A 21,482-nucleotide genomic window follows, 5' to 3' on the forward strand; every position below is an offset into this window, starting at 1 on the left:
GGCTAGCCCACCTTGCCGGCGAGGTCGTCCGCCAGCCCGTCCAGGACCGACTGCGCGCCCTCGCCGCCGTAGATCTCCTGGAGGGCCGCGGCCCAGCTGGTCGTCGCGTCGAAGAACTGCGCCTGCGGGGTGAACTGGATCTTCGTCTGGTCGACGACCGTCTCGAAGGTCTCCAGGAAACCGGGCAGGTGCCGCATCTTGTCCTTGTAGGCGGCGTCCTCGGCGACCGACCTGCGCACGGGGTCGATGTGGTTGTGGGTGATCGCGCCCTTGCGCAGGTGCTCCTTGCCGGTGGCCCACTGCAGGAACAGCCAACTGGCGCTCTTCTTCTTGCTCTTGGCGTTCATGCCGAGCGACCAGATCCACATGTTGGTGGCGAGGGAACCGTCCGGACCCTTCGGACCCGGGTGGAAGGCGATCTTCCCGGAGGCGGGGCTTGCACCCTTCACCGCCTGGAAGTAGGCGGCCGTGTCGGCGTCGAACAGCATTCCCGCCTTCTTCGCGCCCAGGTCGCTGGAGCACTGGTACCAGGTGTAGGAGGTCCACGACGGCGGCCCGCCGCGCTTCACCATGCGCGCCCAGTCCTCGGTGAAGGCGACGGCCTCGGGGCTGTTCATCGCGGGCGTGAGCGTTTTGCCGTCGACCGTGAAGTCCTTCAGGCCGTTGCGGGCGTACATCGTCATGAAGCCAGGGTGGATGGTGGCCCAGCTCCGGGAGCCACGGACGGCGATCCCGTACATGCCGTCGAAGCCCGCGCCGGGCGCCTTCCGCTTGATGGTCCCCGCGAGTTCGGTCAGTTCGTCGAAGGACTCGGCCGGTTTCAGGCCGAGTCTGCCGAACACCTCGGTGTTGTAGGCGACGACGTTGGTCTCCCAGCCCCAGGGCAGCGCGTACTGCCCGCCCTGCCCGAGCGGCGCGCCCGCCTTCAGCGACCACTGGTCGGCCTGGAGCAGGTTCGGGAAGAAGTCCGCCTGGTCCCATTCGGCGCCCGTGGCGGCGGAGTTGCGCATCCAGGGTCCGAGGTCCTCCAGCCAGCCCGGCGGCCCGTACTGCCACACCATGTACGCGCCGAGCATGAAGACGTCGTAGGAGGCACGCCCGCTGGACAGGTCGACGGTGAGCTTGTCGAAGTAGTTGTCCTCGGGGAAGACGTCGTACTCGACCTCGATGCCGGTCCGCTCGGTGAAGGACTTCAGGTCGGCGATCAGGGCGTCCGTGTACGGGTGCTTGTTGAGCAGTGCCTTGACCGTCGTGCCCTTCTCCCGCTTCCAGTCGAAGGAGCCGGTGACGTCGTCGGCGGCGGACCCGTCGCCCTTGCTGTCGTTCCCGCCGAAACCGGCGCCGCAGGCCGTGAGCAGCGGGGCCGCCGCGGCCCCGGCGGCGAGGGCGAGGAAGCGCCGGCGGTCGTGCACGTGCGTGTCCATCCGTACCTCCGCGTGGAGCCTGGTTAACACGTCGGGTCGACTCGTTAACAGAGAGTGGAACGGCCGAAGTTGGGCGTCAATCCCTCGCGCACGGGAAAATATCGGGGCAGAGTGAGAAGTTCACAGTCCAGGCTGCGACGGCGCGGGAGGTTCCGGATGGCGGACGAGGGTGCGGCCTGGCTGGGCGTCGACCTGGGCACGCAGAGCGTCCGCGTGCTGCTCGTCACGGCCGACGGCACGGTCCTCGGCAGCGGCTCGGCCCCGCTGACCGGGCGCCGTGACGGGGTGCGGCACGAGCAGGACCCGCTGCGCTGGTGGGCGGCCCTGTGCACGGCGTCCCGCGCGGCCCTCGGCACCGCACCCCCCGGCACGCCGGTCGGCGGACTCGCGGTGTGCGGCACGTCGGGCACGGTGCTGCTGACGGACGGCTCGGGCCGGCCGGCCGGCCCGGCGCTGATGTACGACGACGGACGCGCCGCGCGGGAGGCGGCCCGGGCCCGGGAGGCCGGACTCGCGGTCCAGGACACCTGGGCGCTGCCCAAGGCCCTGTGGCTCCTCGGCGAGTACGGCCCGGGCCTGCGGCTCGCCCACCAGCCCGACCTGATCATCGCCCGCCTCACCGGCACACCGCCCCCGGCCGACTCCAGCCACGCCCTCAAGACGGGCTACGACCTGGAACGCGCCTCCTGGCCCGAGGGCGCTCTGGCCGAACTGGGCGTGCCCGAGGACCTGTTGCCCGACGTGGTCCGCCCGGGCACGCTCCTCGGCGAGGTCGGCCCGGCCGCCGCCGACGCCACCGGCATCCCCGCCGGCACGCCCGTGCTCGCCGGGATGACCGACGGCTGCGCGGCCCAGATCGCCTCCGGTGCGCTGCGGCCCGGCTCCTGGAACTCGGTCCTGGGCACGACCCTCGTGCTCAAGGGCGCGGCCCGCGATCCGGTCCGGGACTCCACGGGCGTGGTCTACAACCACCGTGCCCCGGACGGCACCTGGCTGCCCGGCGGGGCCTCCAGCGTCGGGGCCGGGGCGCTCGCGGCGCACTTCCCGGACGCCGAGCCCGCCGTGATGGACGAACGGGCCGGGGCGTTCGAGCCGTCGACCGCGGTCGCCTATCCGCTGGTCTCACCGGGGGAGCGGTTCCCCTTCCGGGCCCCGGAGGCGGCCTTCCTCCTGCTCGGCGACCCGGTGGACGACGCCGACCGGTGGGCCGCGCTGCTCCAGGGCGTCGGCCTCGCGGAACGACTGTGCCTGGACTACCTGCACCATCTCGGCGCCCCCCTCGACGGCCCGCTCACCTTCACCGGCGGCGGCGCGCGCAGCCCGTACTGGAACCAACTGCGCGCCGACATCCTGGGCCGCCCGGCCCGCGTGCCCGAACAGACGGAACCGGCCCTGGGGATGGCGGCGCTGGCCGCCTACGGCGTGTCGGGCGCCGGCTCGCTCGCCGGGGTCGCCGAGCGCATGGTCCGCGTCCGGACCGTCCTCGAACCCCGCCCCGGCCGCACGGCGGCCTTCGCCGAACCGTACGCACGCCTCGTCGACGCCCTCCGTGACCGCGGCTGGCTGCCCGCCCCGGTGGCGGAACACGCCCGGGCCCGGCTGCACTTGGACGCCGGGCAATCATGACGAGGACCGACGGGATGCGGGGACGGCATGACGAGGACCGACGGGATGCGGGGACGGCATGACGAGGACCGACTGGACGCGGGGAAGGCATGACCAGGACTCTGGAGCGGCCCGGCATCGCGGTGCCGATCAGGCCGACGCCGCATGACACCGACAGGCCGCCCGGGACGGCGTCGCCCCGCATCGACCAGCCCACCGCACGCGAACGGACCGGCCCATGACCACCACCCTGCTGCTGGCCCGCCACGGACAGACCGTCTGGCACGCCGAGAACCGCTACGCCGGCGTCAGCGACATCGCCCTCACCGACACCGGCCGCGCCCAGGCCGAGGCCCTCGGCCGCTGGGCCGCCGCCCACCCGGTCGACGCGATCCGCACGTCCCCGCTGTCCCGGGCCGTCGCCACCGCCGACCCCGCCTGCCGCGCCCTCGGTCTCACCCCGCGGATCGAACCGGACCTGCGCGAGTGCGACTTCGGCGTCGTCGAGGGCCGCACGCTCGCCGAGTTCGAGGCCGAGGACCCGGAGTGGGCCGCGGCGTACCGGGCCGACCCGGTGGCGCACTCCTTCCCCGGCGCCGAGGACCCGGCGGCGGCAGCGGTCCGGGGCGTGCGCGCCCTGCGGGAGACCGCCGCGGCCCACCCCGGCGGACGCGTCCTGGTCGTCGCCCACAACACCCTGCTCCGCCTGGTGCTGTGCAGCCTGCTGTCGATCCCGGCGCGCGAGTACCGCAGGGTGTTCCCGCGGCTGCGGAACGCGGCGATCAGCGAACTGCGCATGCATGCCGACGGTTCCGCGGCCCTGCTCTCCCTCAACGTCCCGTGCGAGCCGGACCTGCCGTAACACCGGAAGAGTGGAAGACCCCCGCGAGTCCTGTCCTCGCGGGGGTCTTCTTCTCTCCGCCTGCCGATCGTGAAGGGTGAGAAGACGATCACGAGGCAGGACGCTTCACGGAAGGCGGCCTCAGGGGGCCAGCAGCAGCACGTCCGTGCGGGACTTCGCGGCCTCGTAGCGCCGGGCCACGTCCTGCCAGTTGACGACCTGCCACATCGCCTCGATGAAGTCCACCTTCTGGTTGCGGTACTGCAGGTAGAAGGCGTGCTCCCAGGCGTCGAAGACCAGGATCGGGGTCGCGCCCTGGCCGACGTTGCCCTGGTGGTCGTAGACCTGCTCCACGATCAGCCGGCCGCTCAGCGGTTCGTAGGCGAGCACGCCCCAGCCGGAGCCCTGGGTGGTCGCCGAGGCCTTGGACAGCTGGGCCTTGAAGCGGGCGAAGGAGCCGAAGGACTCGGTGATCGCGTCCGCGAGCTCCCCCACGCCGTCCTGCGCGAGCGGCTCGCCGCCGCCGTCCTTCGGGCCGGTCATGTTCTGCCAGTAGATGCTGTGCAGGATGTGCCCGGAGAGGTGGAAGGCCAGGTTCTTCTCCAGCCCGTTGATCGACCCCCAGGTCTCCTTGTCCCGCGCCTCGGCGAGCTGCTCCAGCGTGTCGTTGGCGCCCTTCACATAGGCCGCGTGGTGCTTGTCGTGGTGCAGCTCGATGATCTCGGGGCTGATCACGGGGGCGAGTGCCGCGTAGTCGTACGGCAGGTCGGGCAGCGTGTAGACGGGCATGGGCGGGTTCCCCTCCGAACCTCTTATTGCAACTCTCTTGCAACTGCACGCTAGCAGCAAGAGTGCGGGAGGGATGCCACGGGCACGCGAAAAGGCCCCCGCGTGTCCCACGGGGGCCTTCTCGACGTCGGGGTCCTCAACGCCGGGCGCGCGCCCTCTGCCAGGCGTAGCCGACGGCCGCGAGGACCAGCGTCATCCCGCCCGTCGAGTACAGCTGCACCCGCGTGTCGGGCTCACGGGCCATCAGGACGAACACGGCGGCCATGCCCGCCAGGGCGAGCCACGTCAGCCACGGGAACGCCCACATCCGCACGACCAGCTTCTCGGGGGCCTCGCGCTCCATCCGGCGGCGCAGCCGCAGCTGCGAGACGGCGATGAAGATCCACACGACGAGGATCACCGCGCCGATCATGTTCAGCAGCCAGGCGAAGACGTCGTTCGGCCGCCAGTAGCTCAGCAGCACGCACAGGAACCCGAACACGGAGGAGGCCAGCACCGCGATCCGCGGCACCCCGCCCGACACCCGGCCCAGCCCCTTCGGGCCCTGGCCGCGCTCCACCAGCGAGTAGGCGATACGGGAGGCCCCGTAGATGTTGGCGTTCATCGCCGACAGCAGCGCCACCAGCACGACCACGTTCATCAGCTGCCCGGCGCCGGGGATGCCCAGCTCGTCGAGGGCGGCCACGTACGGGCCCTTCTCGACGACCTCCTTCGAGTCCCACGGCACGAGCGTGACGATGACCGCCATCGAGCCGATGTAGAACAGCGCGATGCGCCACATCGCGGTGCGGACCGCGCGCGCCACGCCCTGGACGGGGTTCTCCGACTCGGCCGCGGCGATGGTCACCGTCTCCAGGCCGCCGTAGGCGAAGACCGAGGCGAGCAGGCCGATGACCAGGCCTTCGGCGCCGTTGGGCAGGAAGTCGGTGAGGTTGGCCGCGCCGGGGGAGTCCGTGCCGGGCAGGACGCCGAGGATCGCCAGGACGCCCAGGACCAGGAACAGGGTGATCGCGGCGACCTTCAGCGCCGCGAACCAGAACTCGAACTCGCCGAAGTTCTTCACCGCCGCGAGGTTCGTGCCGCAGAAGACGACCATGAACAGCGCCACCCAGGCCCACTCGGGCGTGCCCGGCAGCCAGCCGCTGACGATCTTCGCGGCGCCGATGCCCTCCAGGCCGACGGCCGTGCACAGCAGCACCCAGAACGACCAGCCCGCGGTGAACCCGGCCCAGGGGCCGATCGCCCGCTCGGCGTGCGCCGAGAACGAACCCGACGAGGGATACGCGGCCGACATCTCGCCGAGCATCCGCATCACCAACATCACGAGGAGACCGGAGAGGGCGTAGGCGACGACGATCGAGGGACCGGCGGCGGCGATCCCCGCGCCGGAGCCGACGAACAGACCCGCGCCGATCACCCCGCCGAGGGCGATCATCGACAGGTGGCGCTGCTTCAGGCCGTGGGAGAGGGAGACGCCGTCCGTGCCGGTCGGGGTCTCCTGGGTGGTGCTGGTGGGCATGGGCGCGGCTCGTCCAATGCGTGAGGTGCGTACGAGGGCAAAAACGCCGCCAGTTTCGGACGCCTCCCCATCCGGGCGGAGAGGCATCCCACGATGTGGACGCCCGTGTCGCTCAGCGTGCCTGGGCGGCCACCGGCGCGCAGGTGGGCTGCGGCGGGGCCGGGGACGAAGGTGACGTCGGTGCGCGTCGGTGGGCGGCGAAGGCCTCCCGGGTGAGGCCTTTGGGGGAAACCTACAGACGGCTTCCGTGCTCTTCCCATGTCCCAGGGCACCCGAGCACCGTGACCGGCGTCACGCCGTACTCGGTGTAACCCGCACTCTTTGTACGGAGCCGACCAACCGCCGGTTCGTGCCTTTGTCGACCGCTGACGGTGATCGGGCCGCAGGCGCTGGGATAGCGTCACGGTGTCCCACCGGCCCTCACCCTCGCGGAGTCCCCATGAGCACCGCTGCCGCCACACCCGCCCGCACCGGACAGGTCCTCGCCGACCTGCTCCCCGCCTCCCGTGTCCGGGACGCGGCCCTCGTGCTCGGCGGCGCCGCGCTCACCGGTCTCGCCGCCCAGCTCTCCGTGCCCGTGCCGGGCTCCCCGGTGCCGGTGACCGGCCAGACCTTCGCCGCGCTGCTCGTCGGCACGTCCCTCGGCGCCGGCCGCGGCTTCCTCGCCCTGGCGCTGTACGCGCTGGCGGGCCTGGCCGGCGTGCCGTGGTTCGCGGGCGCCTCCTCCGGCGTCGCCCCCTCCTTCGGCTACATCCTCGGCATGATCCTCGCCGCGACCGTCGTGGGCGCCCTGGCCCGCCGCGGCGCCGACCGCTCGGTGTGGCGCATGGCCGGCGCGATGGTCGTCGGCGAGGCGATCATCTACGCCGTCGGCGTGCCCTACCTGGCCCTGGCCACCGGCATGTCCGCCACCGCCGCGATCGCCGCCGGCCTCACGCCGTTCCTCATCGGCGACGCGCTGAAGGCCGCGCTGGCGATGGGCGCGCTGCCGACGGCGTGGAAGTTCGCGAACAAGCGCTGAACGCGCGCAAGCCCTCGGAGGCCCGCCGGGACGAACCGTCCCGGCGGGCCTCTTTCCGTGTGTTCCCCGTGCCGTGTTCCCCGTGTCGTGTTCCTCGCGCGGTGTTTCTCGCGCGTGGCCGGATCAGCCCTCCCGCACCGCCGGCCGCCGCCACTGCGACCACCACAGACCGGCCACGCCCGCGGCCAGCAGCGAGGCACCGGCCGCACCCAGTGGCAGCAGATCACGCGCCGGTCCCGTCTTGGGCAGCTCCTTGCCGCCCGGGCCCGCCGGTTCGTTGTCCGTACCGAGCAGCAGGGGAGTGGCCGGGGCGTCCGGCGACGGGTTGGTCGTGCCGAACGGCACCGGACCCTGCTGCCAGAACGTCTTCTTCCCGTCGCCCGTCTGAACGGGCAGACAGATCTTCCCGGTCTTGCCCAGGTCGTACGTCGCGTCGACGGCGTACGACTTCGACTCACCCGCCGCGAGATGGTCGAGCGGGCAGGCGAAACCGCTGTTGGAACCCTCCGGAAGGTCATTGTCGGCTATCGCGGAACACCCTTCGACGCTCTTGACCACAAGCCCGTCGAAACCGACGACCAACAGCCTGATCTTTCCGCTGTCCTTGGTTCCCTCGTTCTTCACCGTGGCGGTAATCGCCGTCTTTTCCGAACCGTTGTCGACCGAGATCTTTCCGGGCAGCAGCGTGGTGAGCTTCACCCCGGCCGGGGCCTCGTCGACGACCTTTCCACCCTTGCTGCTTGCGGGCCCTTCGTCTTCCGCGCCGGCGGTGCCGGAAAGGATCAGCACCGCTGAGAATGATGCCGCGACCAGCGGTCCCACGACCACGGCCGTACGACGAGAACTCATGTTCGTCCCCCCTTGCGTCCCCCTGGGCTGCGCCTGAATTCGCAGCACTGAAAGAGGTACCACAAGATTTCGCCGCACTATCCTGGTGCGGCACGAAGTGTGACCGTTGTGTTTCACTGGAGTCGGTCGCGGCGTCGTGGAGGGGGTGCAGCGGATTGCCGGGGAATTCGAACAGCGGCGGTGTTCCAGGGATATTGGTGACGGGACGCTATCGGTTGGTCGAGAGTATCGGCCAGGGGGGAATGGGGCGGGTGTGGCGAGCCGCCGACGAAATACTCGACCGGCAGGTCGCCGTCAAGGAAATGCGGATCGACGGTCTCGACGCGGAGGACAGCAGGACGCGCCGCGAACGGACCCTGCGCGAGGCCAGGGCCACGGCCCGCATCGACCACCCCAACGTCGTACGGATCTACGACGTCGTCGACGAGGGCGAACGCCTCTGGATCGTCATGGAGTTGGTCGCCGGCCGCTCCCTGGAACGCGCCCTGGCGGAGGAGGGCCCCCTCCGCCCCTGCGAGACCGCCCGGATCGGACTCGGCCTGGTCGCGGCGCTCCGGCAGGTCCACGAACGGGGCGTGCTGCACCGGGACATCAAGCCCGGGAACGTCCTGGTGGAGGACGCGAGCGCGGTGGCCGGATCCGGACGGGCCGAGCGCGACGTCCCGGCCACCCGCTCCCGTGCGAGGGCCCGGCGTGTGGTCCTCACGGACTTCGGTATCGCTGCGATCCAGGACGCCAAGGCGCTCACCATGGTCGGCATGCTGGTCGGTTCGCCCGACTACATGGCCCCCGAGCGCATCTCCGGCCGCCCCCAGGGCCCGCCTTCCGACATCTGGTCCCTCGGCGCGACCCTCTGCGCGGCCCTGGGCGGCCGCTCCCCGTTCTCCCGCGACACCACGCTGGCGACCCTGCACGCGGTCCTCTACGAGGAGCCGGACCTGCCCGCCGCGGCGGGCCCGCTGTGCGAGATCCTCGCGTCCCTCCTGGAGAAGGACCCGTCGACCCGCCCGACCCTGGAGGACCTGGAATCGGCCCTGGAACCGGTGGCGTTCCCCTTGCCGACGCCGACGGTGGCGGTAGGGACACCGGGGGTGGGAGCCGCCGAGCCGGAGACCGGCGCCCCAAGCCCGGACGCCCCGGGCCCGGCCTTCGCGGCAGGCCCGTACGCGCGAACGGCACCGGGCCCGATTCCGGAACCCGCCCAGGGGGCGCCGGTCGCCGAGGAGGAACGGGCAGGGGAGCGGGGGCAGGGGCAGGAGCCGCAGGCCGTCCAGGGGCAGCAACCGGGCCCGGAGGCCGAGTCGGAGCGGCCGGAGCGGCCGACTCCACAGGGCTCCCGCCCACCCACACCACCGGACCCCCGCCGCCCCGCACCGGCCCCGAGCCCCGTCTCCCTCATCCGCGCCCACGCGGAGACCGAGCGCCGTCCACACCCCACTCCGAGCCCGGCCCCCGACCCCATGCCGCCGGGCGAGCTCCCCGGCCCCACCACGCCCCGCCCCCGCCGGACCCCGCACCCCGGCACGCGCCGCCGCCGAACGGCGTTCGCGGCCGCGGCCGCCACCGTCGCCACCGTCGGAACCGCCGTGGGCATCCTGCTGGCCACGTCCTCCACCCCGCCGGACGACAAACCCACCCGCGCGGGCACCTCCGCATCGGCGTCCCCCACCGCAACGGGCACACCCGCCACCTCACCCACCGCCTCACCCACCGTGGAGGGCACCGCCAGGCCGCAGAGCCCGCCGCCCGGCACCCGCCGCGAGGCGGGCGGCTTCGCCTGGGCGCCCCCCGGCGGCTGGCGCAGGGACGTGAAGACGGGCGCGGAGGTGCACTACACCTCCCCGGACGGCTCCCAGGAACTGGTCGGCAAGTCGTCCCTGGCCCGCGGCGACCTCCTGGAGACCTGGCAGACCTCGGAGCGCAACGCCCAGCAGGGCGAGGACTACCGCAAGATCCGCCTGGAGGAGACGACGTTCCGCGGCCACCCCGCGGTCGTCTGGGAGTACACCTTCACCCTGAAGGGCGTCCACTGGCACGCCCGTCTGCTCGGCTTCAACGTGAAGGGGACGTCGTACCAGGTCAACACCTGGTACGACGCGGCCGTCGAGCCGGAGGCCCTGCGCGTCTACGAGAAGGTCAAGGACAGCTTCACGGTGCTCTAGGCAGCGGGAAGGGCAGCGAAAGGAACAGCGAAAAGGCCTGCGGCGCGTGCGCCGAAGCAACACGCGCCGCAGGCCCTGCCGTTCGTTCACGAGGACGGCGAGCGACTCAAGGCTCAGCCGGCGGAGACCTTGTCCCGGGCCTCGGCCTCGTCGGCGGCCCGCCGCCCGCCCCGCAGCTTCTCCTTCACGAAGGCGATGGCGAGCACCACCGCCGCGACGAGCAGCGACAGCGAGATGGTGGTCCGGCCGTCGTGCTCGGTGTCGGTGAGCATGTAACCGAGGATGAACACGATCAGCGCGGCCGTCGCCCACGTCAGGTACGGGTACAGCCACATCTTCACGACGAGCTTCTCCGGCGCCTCGGCCTTGATGATCTTCCGCATGCGCAGCTGCGAGAAGCAGATCACCAGCCACACGAAGAGGGCGACCGCACCACTGGAGTTCACCAGGAACAGGAAGACGGAGTCCGGGAACTTGTAGTTGAAGAACACCGCGACGAAGCCGAACGCGACGGACGCGAGGATCGCCGTGCGCGGCACGCCGTTGGAGGTCGTACGGGCGAAGGACTTCGGCGCGTCCCCGCGCTGGCCGAGCGAGAAGGCCATGCGGGAGGCGGTGTACAGGCCGGAGTTGAGGCAGGACAGCACCGAGGTCAGCACGATGAAGTTCATGATCTGACCGGCGTGCGGGATGCCCAGCGAGTCGAGCGCCGCCACGTAGGAGCCGTCCTCGGTGATGGACTTGCTGTCCCACGGCAGCAGGGCGACGACGACGAAGATCGAGCCGAGGTAGAAGACGGCCACACGCCAGATGATGCTGTTGGTCGCCTTGGTGACGGCCTGCTGCGGGTTCTCCGACTCGCCGGCCGCGAGGGTCGCGATCTCACTGCCCATGAAGGAGAAGACGACGAGCAGCACACCGGTGAGGATGGCCCCGGGCCCGTTGGGCAGGAAACCGCCGTGCTCGGTGAGGTTGCTCAGCCCGGCCTGCTCGCTGTCCACGCCCGGCAGGACGCCGAACACGGCCAGTCCGCCGATGACGATGAACGCGGCGATGGCGACGACCTTGATGCCCGCGAACCAGAACTCGAACTCGCCGTAGGAGCCGACGGAGACGAGGTTGGTGGCGGTCAGCACGACCATCACGATCAGGGCCCAGGCCCACTGCGGCACGGCCGGTATCCAGCCCTCCAGGATCACGGCACCGGCGGTCGCCTCGACCGCGAGCACCACGACCCAGAAGAACCAGTACAGCCAGCCGATGGAGAACCCGGCCCAGGGGCCGAGCGCCCGGTCGGCGTGGGCGGAGAACGAACCCGAGGTCGGGTTGGCGGCCGACATCTCACCCAGCATCCGCATCACCAGCACCACGAGCGTGCCGACGAGGGCGTAGGAGAGCAGGATGCCGGGGCCGGCGGTGGCGATGCCGGAACTCGACCCCACGAAGAGGCCGGCGCCGATCACGCCACCGATGGCGATCATCGACAGGTGCCGGTTCTTGAGTCCGGCCTGCAGCCCGGAGCCGTGCGCCCCGGGTTCTCCGGGACCTTGGGGTTCGTTTCCGGTTGTCTTCATCGTCGGCTGCGAGGTCATGGAACGGATTTCCTTTGCGCCGGGGAGTGGTACTTCCGTACGGACCGCGCGCGCCGTGCGAACGGGGTGTGTCGCGGCATGCCGGTGTACGGGGGCTCATACGAGCGGTGTACGAGCCGGTCCAGTGAATCGGAGGCGAACGTTTAGGAGAACCTTTGAATCCAGATTGTTACTTGAGGTTTTCCTGAGCTTCCGTAATGCGGCTCACATGTGCCTCACGTTTTCCTGTGAGCCACCCCGCGCGCCTGCCCCGAAACACCCGTGTCACACTCGTCCCATGCGCGTGTACCTCGGCTCGGACCATGCCGGCTACGAACTGAAGAACCACCTCGTCGAGTGGCTGAAGGAGGCGGGTCACGACCCCGTCGACTGCGGCCCGCACATCTACGACGCCCAGGACGACTACCCGCCGTTCTGCCTGCGCGCAGCGGAGCGCACGGCCGCGGACCCCGACTCCCTGGGCATCGTCATCGGCGGCTCCGGCAACGGTGAGCAGATCGCCGCGAACAAGGTCAAGGGCGTCCGCGCGGCCCTCGCCTGGAGCGAGGAGACGGCGTCCCTCGGCCGCCAGCACAACAACGCCAACGTCGTGGCCGTCGGTGCCCGCATGCACTCCCAGGACGAGGCGACCAAGTTCGTCGAGGTGTTCCTCAACACCCCGTTCTCCGGTGACGAACGTCACATCCGCCGCATCGACATGCTGTCGTCGTACGAAACGACCTCGGACCTCCCCCCGATCCCCCCGCACCACCCCCAGCAGTAGCGACCGCCCGGCGGACCCGGACCGAAGGCCGGGCCCCCGCCACGCGGCCCCGGCCCGGGTCCGGGGCGAACCCCCGAGGAAGCCACAGCGGACGCAGTCCCACCGGACCCGGGGCGAGCCGGGCCCGCTGCCCGACCGTGCCGGGCGGGTGGGTGGGCGAGGATCCGGGGTCCGGGGCGGAGCCCCGAGGCTTGTCGAGCCCGGCCCGTGAACGAACCGTGCCGGGCGGGCGGGTGGGCAAAACCGTAGCGACCCCATGGAGCACCCCGTGCCCGAAGGCCACACCATCCACCGTCTCGCCCAGGACTACGCCACAGCCTTCCGCGGCACCACCCCCCACGTCACCAGCCCCCAGGGCCGGTTCGCCCCCGCCGCCGCCCTCCTCACCGGCACGGAACTGACCGCCACGGACGCCCACGGCAAACACCTCTTCCTCGGCTTCGGCGCGACCCACTGGGTCCACATCCACCTCGGCCTCTTCGGCAAGGTCACCGCGGGCCCGGCCCCCGCGCCCCCGCCCGCGGACACCGTCCGTCTGCGCCTCACCCACGACACGGCCTACGTCGACCTCCGCGGTCCCACCACCTGCGCCCTGATCACGCCCCCGGAGAAGCGGGCGATACACGACCGCCTCGGCCCCGACCCCCTGCGCGACGACGCCGACCCGGACACCGCGTACCGCCGCATCGCCCGCAGCCGTACGACGATCGCCGCCCTCCTCATGGACCAGAAGGTCGTCGCGGGCGTGGGAAACGTCTACCGCGCGGAGGTACTGTTCCGGCACCGGATCGACCCGTACCGCCCCGGCAAGGACATCACCCCCGCCGAGTGGCACGCGATCTGGACCGACCTCGTCGTCCTCATGCGCGAGGGCGTCCGCAACAACCGCATCGACACGGTCCGCCCGGAGCACACCCCGGAGGCGATGGGCCGCCCGCCGCGCGTGGACGACCACGGCGGCGAGGTGTACGTCTACCGCAGGGCCGACCTGCCCTGCCACATCTGTGGCGGCGAGATCCGCACCGCCGACCTCGCCGCCCGCAATCTCTTCTGGTGCCCGGCCTGTCAGCGACCGTGACCCGCCGAGGGCCCGCAGACCCTCGCGCTCCCCTGGGTCACCGGCGCCCTAAGCCCCGGCATCAGAACCCGTGCGGCAACCACGGCGCCAGACCGGCACCGGCACCCCCACCGCCGCCGAACGCCAGCGAGGCCTCGGCCAGCGCCCCCCGCCGCACCTCGCGCACCCGCCCCGCCGCCCCCAGCGAGGCCAGCGACACGCCCCCGAGATACGCCGCCCCCAACTCCCGCACGGACAGCACGACATCCGCCGCGTCGGCCGTGCGCTCGCAGGACGCGCCCTTCTGGTCCCCGCTCAGCCGCCAACGCCCGGCGTTCCAGGGGCAGAACGCGTCCTCCACCTCGAACACCACGTCCACCGGCGTCTGATACGTCCGCGCCTCCAGCGCGGCCCCCACCTCCACCGGCCGGACGTACAGCGAGTCCCGCAGCCGCGGCAGGCACCGCCGTATGTCGGACACCAGGTACTGCCACGCGTCGTCGACCGGCCGCCCGCGCGCCACCACCTTCGACGTCAGGTCGACGTCGAACAGGAACCGCCACAGCGCCGCGTCCGCCGCGGGGTCCAGCGCGTCCAGGCTCTCCACGATCACCGTGCCGTTCGGACCGGGGGTCTCCCACTCCGGTTTGATCCGGTACCGGACGTACCCGACCGTCTCGCCGTCCCGCTCGGCGACGACGCACTGCAGCGGCGACGCGCCGCCCCGCTCGCTCTCCGGGTCGAGCACCCCGAGCCGCTCCCAGCCGGGCCGCCGCGCGAGCATCCCGGGCCGCGTCGGCACCAGCCGGGCGTACAGCGCCTCGCACGCGTCGAGCACCTCGGCCGGCGCCGCGTACCGCAGCCGTACGTCGTCCGTACCGGGCGGCACCGACAGCCGCACCCGGCTGGTGTCGATCTCGACGTTCAAGTGGTAGGTCGCGTTGCCGTAGCCGAACCGGCCGTAGATCGCCGGCTCGCTGGCCGTGAGCACCGCCAGCGGCTCACCCCAGGCGCGCACGTCGTCCAGTTGCCGGCGCATCATTGACGTCAGCACCCCGCGCCGGCGGTGCGTGGCTGCCACGCTCACCATCGTGACGCCCGCGGCCGGCACCGACGCCCCGCCCGGCACGGTCAGCCGGAAACTGAACGCCCCGGCCGTCCCCACGCACTCGTCCCCGGCCCAGGCGCCGAGTGAACGGTCGTACTCGGTCAGCGCGTTCCACAACGCGCGCTCCTCCGTGGACTCCGGCACTCCGCCGAAGCCCCGAAGCAAGGTGTCGTACCACTTGTCCCATTCGTCCTGCCGAAGCACCCGCAGGTCGGCCGAAGAGCCCGTCGCGTCAGTCGCCATGCGCCATGCCTACCAGGGCAATGCGGGACGAGCGAGGGAATTTCTCCCGGGCGGGGGCGGGGCGGCGCTCGGTGAAGTTCACTGTGACGTGCGCCCTCGGACGGGGGACAAGTGGGACCTCCCGTGCCAAGGGGCAGGTCCGATGGATAGGGTCCCGAACTAATGGCATCAGGACGAGAGCGGCGCGCGGAAGCCGAGACGTTCACGGCCCGGTTGAAGAAGCAGTGGCACCGGGCCCGCGTCGGCGTGCGCCGCGCCGCCGTGGACTACTTCCGCGGGGACGGCTCGGACTGGATCGCCCTGGCCGGTCTGCTCCTGATGGTTCCGGTGATCGCGGCGGCGACGCTGGCCAACTCCGTGTGGTTCTCCCCGGCGGCGCTGGTTTTGCCGGTCGTCGTGGGCGGTCTGCTGCTGCGCCCGGCGAGCCTGCTCGGCCTGTACGCGGCGGCCGCCACGGCGCTGATCGTGGAGTCGGTGCAGCTCGGCCCGTACACGGAGGGCCCGTCCCGGGTCACTCCGGGCGTGGTGCTGGTGGTCGCGGCCTGCGGCTTCTTCGGGCTGCTGCTGGCGCAGTTCCGCAGCCGGGTCGGCGTGCCCTGGCGGCGCGGCGGCACCATGCTGTTCGACCTGCGGGAACGCATCCGCGTGCAGAGCAAGCTGCCCGGCCTGCCGGACGGCTGGCACCGTGAGATGGCCCTGCGCCCGGCGGGCGGCCAGTCCTTCTCGGGCGACTTCGTGGTGGCGGCCCGCACCAACGGCGGCCGCACCCTGGAGGTCGTCCTCACCGACGTCTCCGGCAAGGGCATGGACGCGGGCTCGCGCGCGCTGCTGCTGTCCGGCGCCTTCGGCGGTCTGCTCGGCTCCCTCCCGCCGCACGCCTTCCTGCCGGCCGCCAACGGCTATCTGCTCCGCCAGGACTGGGACGAGGGCTTCGCCACCTCCATCCACCTGGTCCTGGACCTGGACTCCGGCGACTACGAGCTCTACTCCGCGGGCCACCCGCCGGGCCTGCAGCTCAGCGCCGGCACCGGCCGCTGGGAGGAGAAGGCGGCCGAGGGCCCGCTCCTCGGGGTCTACGACGGCGCCCAGTTCGACCCGGTGAAGGGCTCGCTGCGCCCCGGTGACGTGCTGATGCTGTTCACCGACGGCCTGGTGGAGACCTCCGACCGCGACATCGTCGAGGGCATCGACCGTCTGACCGGCGAGGCCGACCGCTATGTGGCCGGAGGCTTCCACGGCGCCGCCTGGCACCTCATCGAGGCGGTCGCCAAGGACGTCAACGACGACCGGGCCCTGCTGCTGATCTGCCGCGAGGGACCCACGGCCGCCGCCACCCGCTGAGGTGCCGTCGCCCGCCGGGGCACACTGGAGCCGTGACCGAGACATCCCGAACCCCGCTGACCCCGGCCGAAGTCGAGGCCACCGCCCGTGCCGCGCACCGCGGTCAGACGGACAAGGCGGGCCGGCCCTACGAGGAGCATCTGCGGGCCGTCGCCGAGGGCGTCCGGGCGCGCGGCGGCGACGCGGACCAGATCGCGGCGGCCTGGCTGCACGACGCCGTCGAGGACGACGCCCTCCCGGTCCAGTGGCTGCGCGAGGCGGCGCTGAGCGACCGGACGAAGGACATCGTGCTCGCGCTCACCAAGCGGCCGGGCGAGCCGCCCGAGGCGTACGCGGCCCGCATCCTGGCCACGCCCGGCGCGCTGCTGGTGAAGGAGGCGGACCTGGCGCACAACGCGGACCCGGAGCGCCTCGCGGTCCTCGACGAGGCGACCCGTAAAAGACTGACCGAGAAGTACGCGCGGATGCGCGCACTTCTCGGTCTCGTCGGCTGAGGTGCCCGCGGGTGGGTCAGGCGTCGACCTTCTCGCGCTCACGCTCGCGCCGCTCGGCGCTCTGGCGCTCGCGGGCGAGCTCGGCCGCGTCCCGCTTGAAGGCCCACTCCATCCTCGGTTCCATCGCGAACCGGAACACGCGCTGCACCGGCTTGGTGCACAGCACCGTCACGACGGCGGCCGCGAGGACGGTCACCGCGATCTGGCCGGCCGGGTGCTGGAGCGAGGAGGCCTCGAACCAGCCCTCGTAGTCACCGGCCTTCACCAGGAAGCCGTGCAGCAGGTAGCCGTAGAGCGTGCCGGCGCCGAGGGCGGTGAACCACATGTGGCGGCGCGGCACCCAGGCGAAGAAGCACGCGGTCAGCACCAGGGAGCAGCCGAACAGCGCCAGCACCATGACCGGACCGGTCCACCACGGGGCGCCCAGTTCCTGCGCGGAGTCGCGGTGGTAGAACCACGCGGTGTTCATGCGCGGCACCGCCCACCAGCTGACCGCGAGCGCCGCCGCGAACACGGGCACCGACGCGATCCGCACCGAGCGGCGGCGCACCATGTGGAAGTGCTCGGGCTTCATCGACAGGCCCAGCACGAAGAAGGGCAGGAACTGCAGGACGCGCTGGAGGTCGAGGTCGTCGCCGATCGAGGGGCTGACGGTCGCCAGCATGGCGAGACCGAGCGCGAGCGGCAGGGGCCACCGGGCCAGCTTCCAGATGGGGGTGGTCAGCCGCCAGACGAACAGCGCGACCAGGAACCACGTCAGGTACCAGGGGTCGAGCAGGCTGATGTCCTGGCCCGGGTCGTCGTCGATCCAGCGCTTGAAGAGCGGGTAGGCCGTCTCGAAGACGATGTACGGCACGGCGACGCCGGTGATCAGGCGCTTCAGCCGGTCGGGCCGCATGTCGAAACTGCGGGAGAAGTAGCCGGAGATGATGATGAACGCCGGCATGTGGAACGCGTAGACGACCTGGTACGCGGCCTCGAGTATGCGGCTGTCGCCCTTGAGCGGTTCCCAGGCGTGGCCCATGGCCACCAGCACGATCGCGAGGTACTTGGCGTTGTCGAAGAACGCGTCGCGCTGCTTGCCGTTCTGCTTGTTCTGCGGGCTGTGCGGCGAGCGCGGGCTCGGCACTCCGTCGGCCGTCGGCTGGGCCGGGGGAAGTGGCGCCTTGCGGTCGCCGTTCGGTCGCAGCGAGTTCGTCACAGACCCTCCCACCAGGAGCTCGGGGAGACGATCCGGGACCTCGCTGCGCTTACGGGGGACGAGGCAGCGTGGAACATCTGAGGCACCCTAGCGTTCCCTGTAGCTATTCGTAAAACGCCGGATGTGAATCCTGGCTATTCGCTCCGGGTACCCCGGATTACGGGTAGTTGACATCGCCACCGGAGTGATGGCCAACACACCGCCCGATGACGGACGGTGTCCACCATACCGGGGCAGCTTGTCGGGATACTTCCGGACTAAGCGGTGCATAAGACCAGCAGGCGACTCCTGCGGAATGTCCGCTTCAGGCCTCTCCGGAGGCGCCTCGCAGGGGCGTTGATGAGGCCCTGGCAACAATTCGAATTAATGGCGAACGCGTTGTGTGGAGACGGAAACGATCCGGTCGAATTCCCCGCGCGGGTGGCCCCTCGAAATGCCGTACGAACACCCGTCGTTGAGCCCCCGCCCCCGGGTGACGTACGCGCGTCCGGACAACACGGAGGTGGTCGATGCGTCAGCCGCCGCATAGCGCGGCCGGGTTGGTGGCACGATGGTTCTGGCGGGGTGCGCGGGGTCGCGTCCCCGGGCCGGGAGAGCGGACCGACCGAGGGTGTGATCAGTTGTGGCCATTTCACTGTCTGTGGTGCTGCTGTTGGCGATCATCCTTGTGGTGTTGCTGAGAGGGGGATCCATCAAGGCAGGTCCCGCGATCGTGGCGATCCTGTTCGGCTTCTTCCTCGCCTCGACCGGCATGGCCCCGTCGATCAACCGGTTCCTCAACTCGATAGCGGAGACCATCAACTCCATCAGCTTCTGACGCCCGGGACGGACCCCGGCCGTCCGGGCCCCGCACCGCGGGCCCGCGGTGCGGACGGATACGCTCGCCCCGACCACAGGACGGTACGTGACGGGGGGAACGTACGGGGATGGCGCTGCGCGACTCCGACCCGCCCGAGGTGGGCGGCTACCGCATCGAGGACCGGCTCGGCTCCGGCGGCATGGGCGTGGTCTACCTCGCCCGCTCGGCCTCCGGCCGCCGCCTGGCCGTCAAGGTGGTGCACGGCCAGTACGCCGACGACGGCGAGTTCCGCACCCGCTTCCGCCGCGAGGTGGCCGCCGCCCGCCGGGTCAGCGGCGCCTTCACGGCCCCCGTCGTGGACGCGGACGCCGACGCGCCCCGCCCCTGGATGGCCACCCTCTACATACCGGGCGCGGACCTCGGCACCCACGTCCGCGGGCACGGCCCGCTCCCACCGCCCCGGCTGCGCGAACTCGCCGCCGGACTCGCCGAGGCGCTGCGCGACATCCACCGCGCCGGAGTCGTCCACCGCGATCTGAAGCCGGCCAACGTGATGCTCGCCGACGACGGCCCCCGGGTCATCGACTTCGGCATCTCCCGCGCCGCCGAGTTCGCCGCCTCCGACGCCCTCACCCAGACCGGCCGCGTCATGGGCACGCCGCCCTTCATGTCCCCGGAACAGTTCGCCTCGCCCCAGGACGTCGGCCCGGCCGCCGACATCTTCTCCCTCGGCTCGGTCCTCACCTACGCGGCCACCCGCCGCGGCCCCTTCGACAGCCCGAGCCCCTACGAGACGGCCCTGCGCGTCGTCGAGGGCGAGCCGGACCTCTCCGGCGTCCCGGCCGAGCTGCTTCCGGTCGTCCGCCTCTGCCTGGAGAAGCACCGGAAGTCCCGCCCCACGGCGGACGACCTGTTCACCCTCCTCCGCGAGGGCGCGCCGCCCACCAGCGCTCCGTCCCACCCCACCGCGGGCACCCGGCGGCCCGACCCCGCACCGGCCGCCCCCGCCCCGGCCCCCTGGCCGGACACGCCCGCCACCGACCGGGACGCGGCCCCGCTCCGGCCACCGGCCGAGCGGGACACCGAACGGGAGGACCCGGGTCACCGGCCCGGAGCGACAGCGACGCAACGGAACGAACAACCGGCCGGCCCGGCGGCCGCCCCGGCCGCGACGCCGCTGGACGACCGGGCCGCGATGCCGCTGGACGACCGGGCCGCGATGCCGCTGGACGACCGGGCCGCGATGCCGCTGGACGCCGGGGCGGGGACCCCGCCGTACGACCCGTCCCGGACCTCGCCGCCCAGGGCCGGGCGCCCGCGCCGCCGTGTCCCGCGCCGCCTGCTGCTCCTCCCGGCGGCGGTCGTCGCCGTCCTCACCGCGGTCATCGCCAGCGCCCTCGCCATGACGCGCGACGGGAACCCCGCCTCCTCCGCCCCCTCCGGCAGCAGCGACCTCCCCGGGGGCTGGAAGCCCTGGGCGAACACCGCACCGGCCCCGGCGGGCAGCGAGCGCGTCCTGGGCGGTCCCGACAGCACCCTCACGGGCTGCGCCGCCCTCGACCGGTCCCTGGTGTGCGCCGGCGCCGAACTGATGGCGACCCGCTTCGCCCTCGCCGACGGCCGCACCACCTGGTCCAGGCCCGTCGATCCCACGCCGGAGGGCGGCTCCGGCGACGAGGGCGCGCTCATCGGGACCGGCGAGGGCCGCGTCTACGCCTACGAGGCCGACGACCGCAACGCCCCGAACGGCCCCCGGACCACCTACCGGGTCCACGCCCTGGCCCCCGACACCGGCAAGGTGCTCTGGCGGACACCCACCGGCACCGGCGAGAGCGCCTCCGTCCCCGACAGCACGCAGGGCGCGGCGGTGGCGGTTCCCGAGGGTGTCGTCACCTTCTACGGGGACGGGGGCGACCGGTACGCCCTGCTCGACGCCGGCACCGGCGACGTCCGCTGGAAGCAGCCGAAGCCGGCCCTCCTGGACTGCCTGCTGCACGCCGCCGCCGGCCGCGCCTACCTCGTCTGCGCGACCCCCACGGACGAGGGGGAGACCGGCCGTACCACCGTCACCCGCATCGACCCCGCCACCGGGAAGTCCCGCTGGACCGTCGAGGTGGAGGGCACCGCGTACCTGCTCGGCCAGCACGACGGGCGCCTGGTCCTCGCGGACACCCTCGACACCGACCGGCCGCTGACCCTGATCGACGTCTCCTCGCACGTACTCACCGTGCGCCGGCTCGCCCGGCCCCGGCCCGCGGACGCCGATGCGCACCTGGTGCGCGGCACGCTCTACTTCACGACGGCGAGCGGCGGCATCCGCGCGGTGTCGCCGGACACCGGCCGGACCCTGTGGGAAGCGAACTCCTCCGTCGAACAGCCGGGCCCCCCGGCCGCCTCCGCCACCCACGTGTACCTGGCGTCCCCCAGCGGCCGCCTCGCCGCCCTGGACGCACGCACCGGCAAGCCGGAAGGCACCCGCCCCGGCCGCGACGACGGCGGCCGCGTCGACAGCATGTTCGCCACCGGAGGCGCCCGGCCCGTCCTGGTCGGCGACGCCCTCTACGTCCCCTACGGAGTCCGCTCCGTCTACACGGTCGACGCACGCACCCTCACGACCCGCTGAGCACACATCCGGGGCGCGTGATCACCGACCGGACTACCGGCGGTGGGAGTC

Annotated in this window: 17 protein-coding genes; 10 read left to right on the forward strand and 7 right to left on the reverse strand. The window is 72.1% G+C overall.

Features of this window, described 5'->3' with window-relative positions; translation table 11 throughout:
* Nucleotides 1–2 precede the first annotated feature (2 nt).
* Nucleotides 3–1,424, reverse strand: coding sequence for an extracellular solute-binding protein (locus ACIGAQ_RS11155; protein WP_399781440.1), 1,422 nt, complete (start codon nucleotides 1,422–1,424; stop codon nucleotides 3–5).
* A 156-nt stretch (nucleotides 1,425–1,580) separates the two neighbouring features.
* Here ACIGAQ_RS11155 and ACIGAQ_RS11160 point away from each other — a divergent pair, with 156 nt between their 5' ends.
* Nucleotides 1,581–3,050, forward strand: coding sequence for an FGGY-family carbohydrate kinase (locus tag ACIGAQ_RS11160; RefSeq protein ID WP_399781443.1), 1,470 nt, complete (start codon nucleotides 1,581–1,583; stop codon nucleotides 3,048–3,050).
* A gap of 217 nt (nucleotides 3,051–3,267) precedes the next feature.
* Nucleotides 3,268–3,891: a histidine phosphatase family protein gene (locus ACIGAQ_RS11165; protein ID WP_399781446.1), complete on the forward strand. Its 624-nt coding sequence runs from the start codon at nucleotides 3,268–3,270 to the stop codon at nucleotides 3,889–3,891.
* A gap of 120 nt (nucleotides 3,892–4,011) precedes the next feature.
* Here the strand turns inward: ACIGAQ_RS11165 and ACIGAQ_RS11170 are convergent, their stop codons facing one another.
* Together ACIGAQ_RS11170 and ACIGAQ_RS11175 are read right to left on the reverse strand one after the other, a co-directional pair.
* Nucleotides 4,012–4,659, reverse strand: a complete 648-nt coding sequence (locus ACIGAQ_RS11170; protein ID WP_311686672.1) for a superoxide dismutase — start codon at nucleotides 4,657–4,659, stop codon at nucleotides 4,012–4,014.
* A gap of 136 nt (nucleotides 4,660–4,795) precedes the next feature.
* Nucleotides 4,796–6,178, reverse strand: a complete 1,383-nt coding sequence (locus ACIGAQ_RS11175; RefSeq protein ID WP_399781449.1) for an amino acid permease — start codon at nucleotides 6,176–6,178, stop codon at nucleotides 4,796–4,798.
* A gap of 439 nt (nucleotides 6,179–6,617) precedes the next feature.
* On the opposite strand from ACIGAQ_RS11175, the gene ACIGAQ_RS11180 reads away from it, so the two are divergent.
* The gene (locus ACIGAQ_RS11180) at nucleotides 6,618–7,199 is read left to right on the forward strand and encodes a biotin transporter BioY (protein ID WP_311686676.1); all 582 of its coding nucleotides are present in this window, start codon (nucleotides 6,618–6,620) and stop codon (nucleotides 7,197–7,199) included.
* 123 nt (nucleotides 7,200–7,322) lie between these two features.
* Here ACIGAQ_RS11180 and ACIGAQ_RS11185 read toward each other — a convergent pair whose 3' ends face one another.
* Nucleotides 7,323–8,048, reverse strand: a complete 726-nt coding sequence (locus tag ACIGAQ_RS11185) for a hypothetical protein (RefSeq protein WP_399781454.1) — start codon at nucleotides 8,046–8,048, stop codon at nucleotides 7,323–7,325.
* A 242-nt stretch (nucleotides 8,049–8,290) separates the two neighbouring features.
* On the opposite strand from ACIGAQ_RS11185, the gene ACIGAQ_RS11190 reads away from it, so the two are divergent.
* A complete protein-coding gene (locus ACIGAQ_RS11190) occupies nucleotides 8,291–10,210 on the forward strand; it encodes a protein kinase (RefSeq protein ID WP_399783114.1) in 1,920 nt (639 codons plus the stop codon).
* Between the two features lie 113 nt (nucleotides 10,211–10,323).
* Here ACIGAQ_RS11190 and ACIGAQ_RS11195 read toward each other — a convergent pair whose 3' ends face one another.
* Nucleotides 10,324–11,802, reverse strand: coding sequence for an amino acid permease (locus tag ACIGAQ_RS11195; protein ID WP_399781457.1), 1,479 nt, complete (start codon nucleotides 11,800–11,802; stop codon nucleotides 10,324–10,326).
* Nucleotides 11,803–12,079: 277 nt separating this feature from the next.
* Between ACIGAQ_RS11195 and ACIGAQ_RS11200 the strand changes: the two genes are divergently transcribed.
* Together ACIGAQ_RS11200 and ACIGAQ_RS11205 are read left to right on the forward strand one after the other, a co-directional pair.
* Nucleotides 12,080–12,565: a ribose-5-phosphate isomerase gene (locus ACIGAQ_RS11200; protein WP_311686684.1), complete on the forward strand. Its 486-nt coding sequence runs from the start codon at nucleotides 12,080–12,082 to the stop codon at nucleotides 12,563–12,565.
* A gap of 268 nt (nucleotides 12,566–12,833) precedes the next feature.
* Complete coding sequence (locus ACIGAQ_RS11205) at nucleotides 12,834–13,643, forward strand: Fpg/Nei family DNA glycosylase (protein ID WP_399781460.1); 810 nt, start codon at nucleotides 12,834–12,836, stop codon at nucleotides 13,641–13,643.
* 61 nt (nucleotides 13,644–13,704) lie between these two features.
* Here the strand turns inward: ACIGAQ_RS11205 and ACIGAQ_RS11210 are convergent, their stop codons facing one another.
* Nucleotides 13,705–14,973, reverse strand: coding sequence for a GNAT family N-acetyltransferase (locus tag ACIGAQ_RS11210; RefSeq protein ID WP_399781463.1), 1,269 nt, complete (start codon nucleotides 14,971–14,973; stop codon nucleotides 13,705–13,707).
* Nucleotides 14,974–15,135: 162 nt separating this feature from the next.
* Between ACIGAQ_RS11210 and ACIGAQ_RS11215 the strand changes: the two genes are divergently transcribed.
* Together ACIGAQ_RS11215 and ACIGAQ_RS11220 are read left to right on the forward strand one after the other, a co-directional pair.
* Nucleotides 15,136–16,314, forward strand: a complete 1,179-nt coding sequence (locus ACIGAQ_RS11215; RefSeq protein WP_094055487.1) for a PP2C family protein-serine/threonine phosphatase — start codon at nucleotides 15,136–15,138, stop codon at nucleotides 16,312–16,314.
* A gap of 32 nt (nucleotides 16,315–16,346) precedes the next feature.
* The gene (locus ACIGAQ_RS11220; RefSeq protein WP_311686941.1) at nucleotides 16,347–16,808 is read left to right on the forward strand and encodes an HD domain-containing protein; all 462 of its coding nucleotides are present in this window, start codon (nucleotides 16,347–16,349) and stop codon (nucleotides 16,806–16,808) included.
* Between the two features lie 16 nt (nucleotides 16,809–16,824).
* On the opposite strand, the gene ACIGAQ_RS11225 is transcribed toward ACIGAQ_RS11220, so the two are convergent.
* Nucleotides 16,825–18,009 carry an acyltransferase family protein gene (locus tag ACIGAQ_RS11225; protein ID WP_399781467.1) on the reverse strand — a complete coding sequence of 395 codons (1,185 nt, stop codon included), beginning with the start codon at nucleotides 18,007–18,009 and terminating at the stop codon, nucleotides 16,825–16,827.
* 622 nt (nucleotides 18,010–18,631) lie between these two features.
* On the opposite strand from ACIGAQ_RS11225, the gene ACIGAQ_RS11230 reads away from it, so the two are divergent.
* Nucleotides 18,632–18,826 carry a hypothetical protein gene (locus ACIGAQ_RS11230; RefSeq protein ID WP_010041885.1) on the forward strand — a complete coding sequence of 65 codons (195 nt, stop codon included), beginning with the start codon at nucleotides 18,632–18,634 and terminating at the stop codon, nucleotides 18,824–18,826.
* Between the two features lie 109 nt (nucleotides 18,827–18,935).
* Nucleotides 18,936–21,431 (forward strand): PQQ-binding-like beta-propeller repeat protein, encoded by a 2,496-nt coding sequence (locus ACIGAQ_RS11235; protein ID WP_399781470.1) that lies wholly within the window; start codon nucleotides 18,936–18,938, stop codon nucleotides 21,429–21,431.
* Nucleotides 21,432–21,482 lie beyond the last annotated feature (51 nt).

Origin of the sequence: Streptomyces sp. NPDC085932, assembly GCF_044540525.1 — a bacterium.
Lineage (GTDB): Bacteria > Actinomycetota > Actinomycetes > Streptomycetales > Streptomycetaceae > Streptomyces > Streptomyces levis.

Excerpts from the sequence above, each read along its gene's own strand:
- ACIGAQ_RS11155 (WP_399781440.1), bottom strand. The coding sequence starts at position 1,424 with ATGGACACGCACGTGCACGACCGCCGGCGCTTCCTCGCCCTCGCCGCC.
- ACIGAQ_RS11160 (WP_399781443.1), top strand. The coding sequence starts at position 1,581 with ATGGCGGACGAGGGTGCGGCCTGGCTGGGCGTCGACCTGGGCACGCAG.
- ACIGAQ_RS11165 (WP_399781446.1), top strand. The coding sequence starts at position 3,268 with ATGACCACCACCCTGCTGCTGGCCCGCCACGGACAGACCGTCTGGCAC.
- ACIGAQ_RS11170 (WP_311686672.1), bottom strand. The coding sequence starts at position 4,659 with ATGCCCGTCTACACGCTGCCCGACCTGCCGTACGACTACGCGGCACTC.
- ACIGAQ_RS11175 (WP_399781449.1), bottom strand. The coding sequence starts at position 6,178 with ATGCCCACCAGCACCACCCAGGAGACCCCGACCGGCACGGACGGCGTC.
- ACIGAQ_RS11180 (WP_311686676.1), top strand. The coding sequence starts at position 6,618 with ATGAGCACCGCTGCCGCCACACCCGCCCGCACCGGACAGGTCCTCGCC.
- ACIGAQ_RS11185 (WP_399781454.1), bottom strand. The coding sequence starts at position 8,048 with ATGAGTTCTCGTCGTACGGCCGTGGTCGTGGGACCGCTGGTCGCGGCA.
- ACIGAQ_RS11190 (WP_399783114.1), top strand. The coding sequence starts at position 8,291 with ATGGGGCGGGTGTGGCGAGCCGCCGACGAAATACTCGACCGGCAGGTC.
- ACIGAQ_RS11195 (WP_399781457.1), bottom strand. The coding sequence starts at position 11,802 with ATGACCTCGCAGCCGACGATGAAGACAACCGGAAACGAACCCCAAGGT.
- ACIGAQ_RS11200 (WP_311686684.1), top strand. The coding sequence starts at position 12,080 with ATGCGCGTGTACCTCGGCTCGGACCATGCCGGCTACGAACTGAAGAAC.
- ACIGAQ_RS11210 (WP_399781463.1), bottom strand. The coding sequence starts at position 14,973 with ATGGCGACTGACGCGACGGGCTCTTCGGCCGACCTGCGGGTGCTTCGG.
- ACIGAQ_RS11215 (WP_094055487.1), top strand. The coding sequence starts at position 15,136 with ATGGCATCAGGACGAGAGCGGCGCGCGGAAGCCGAGACGTTCACGGCC.
- ACIGAQ_RS11235 (WP_399781470.1), top strand. The coding sequence starts at position 18,936 with ATGGCGCTGCGCGACTCCGACCCGCCCGAGGTGGGCGGCTACCGCATC.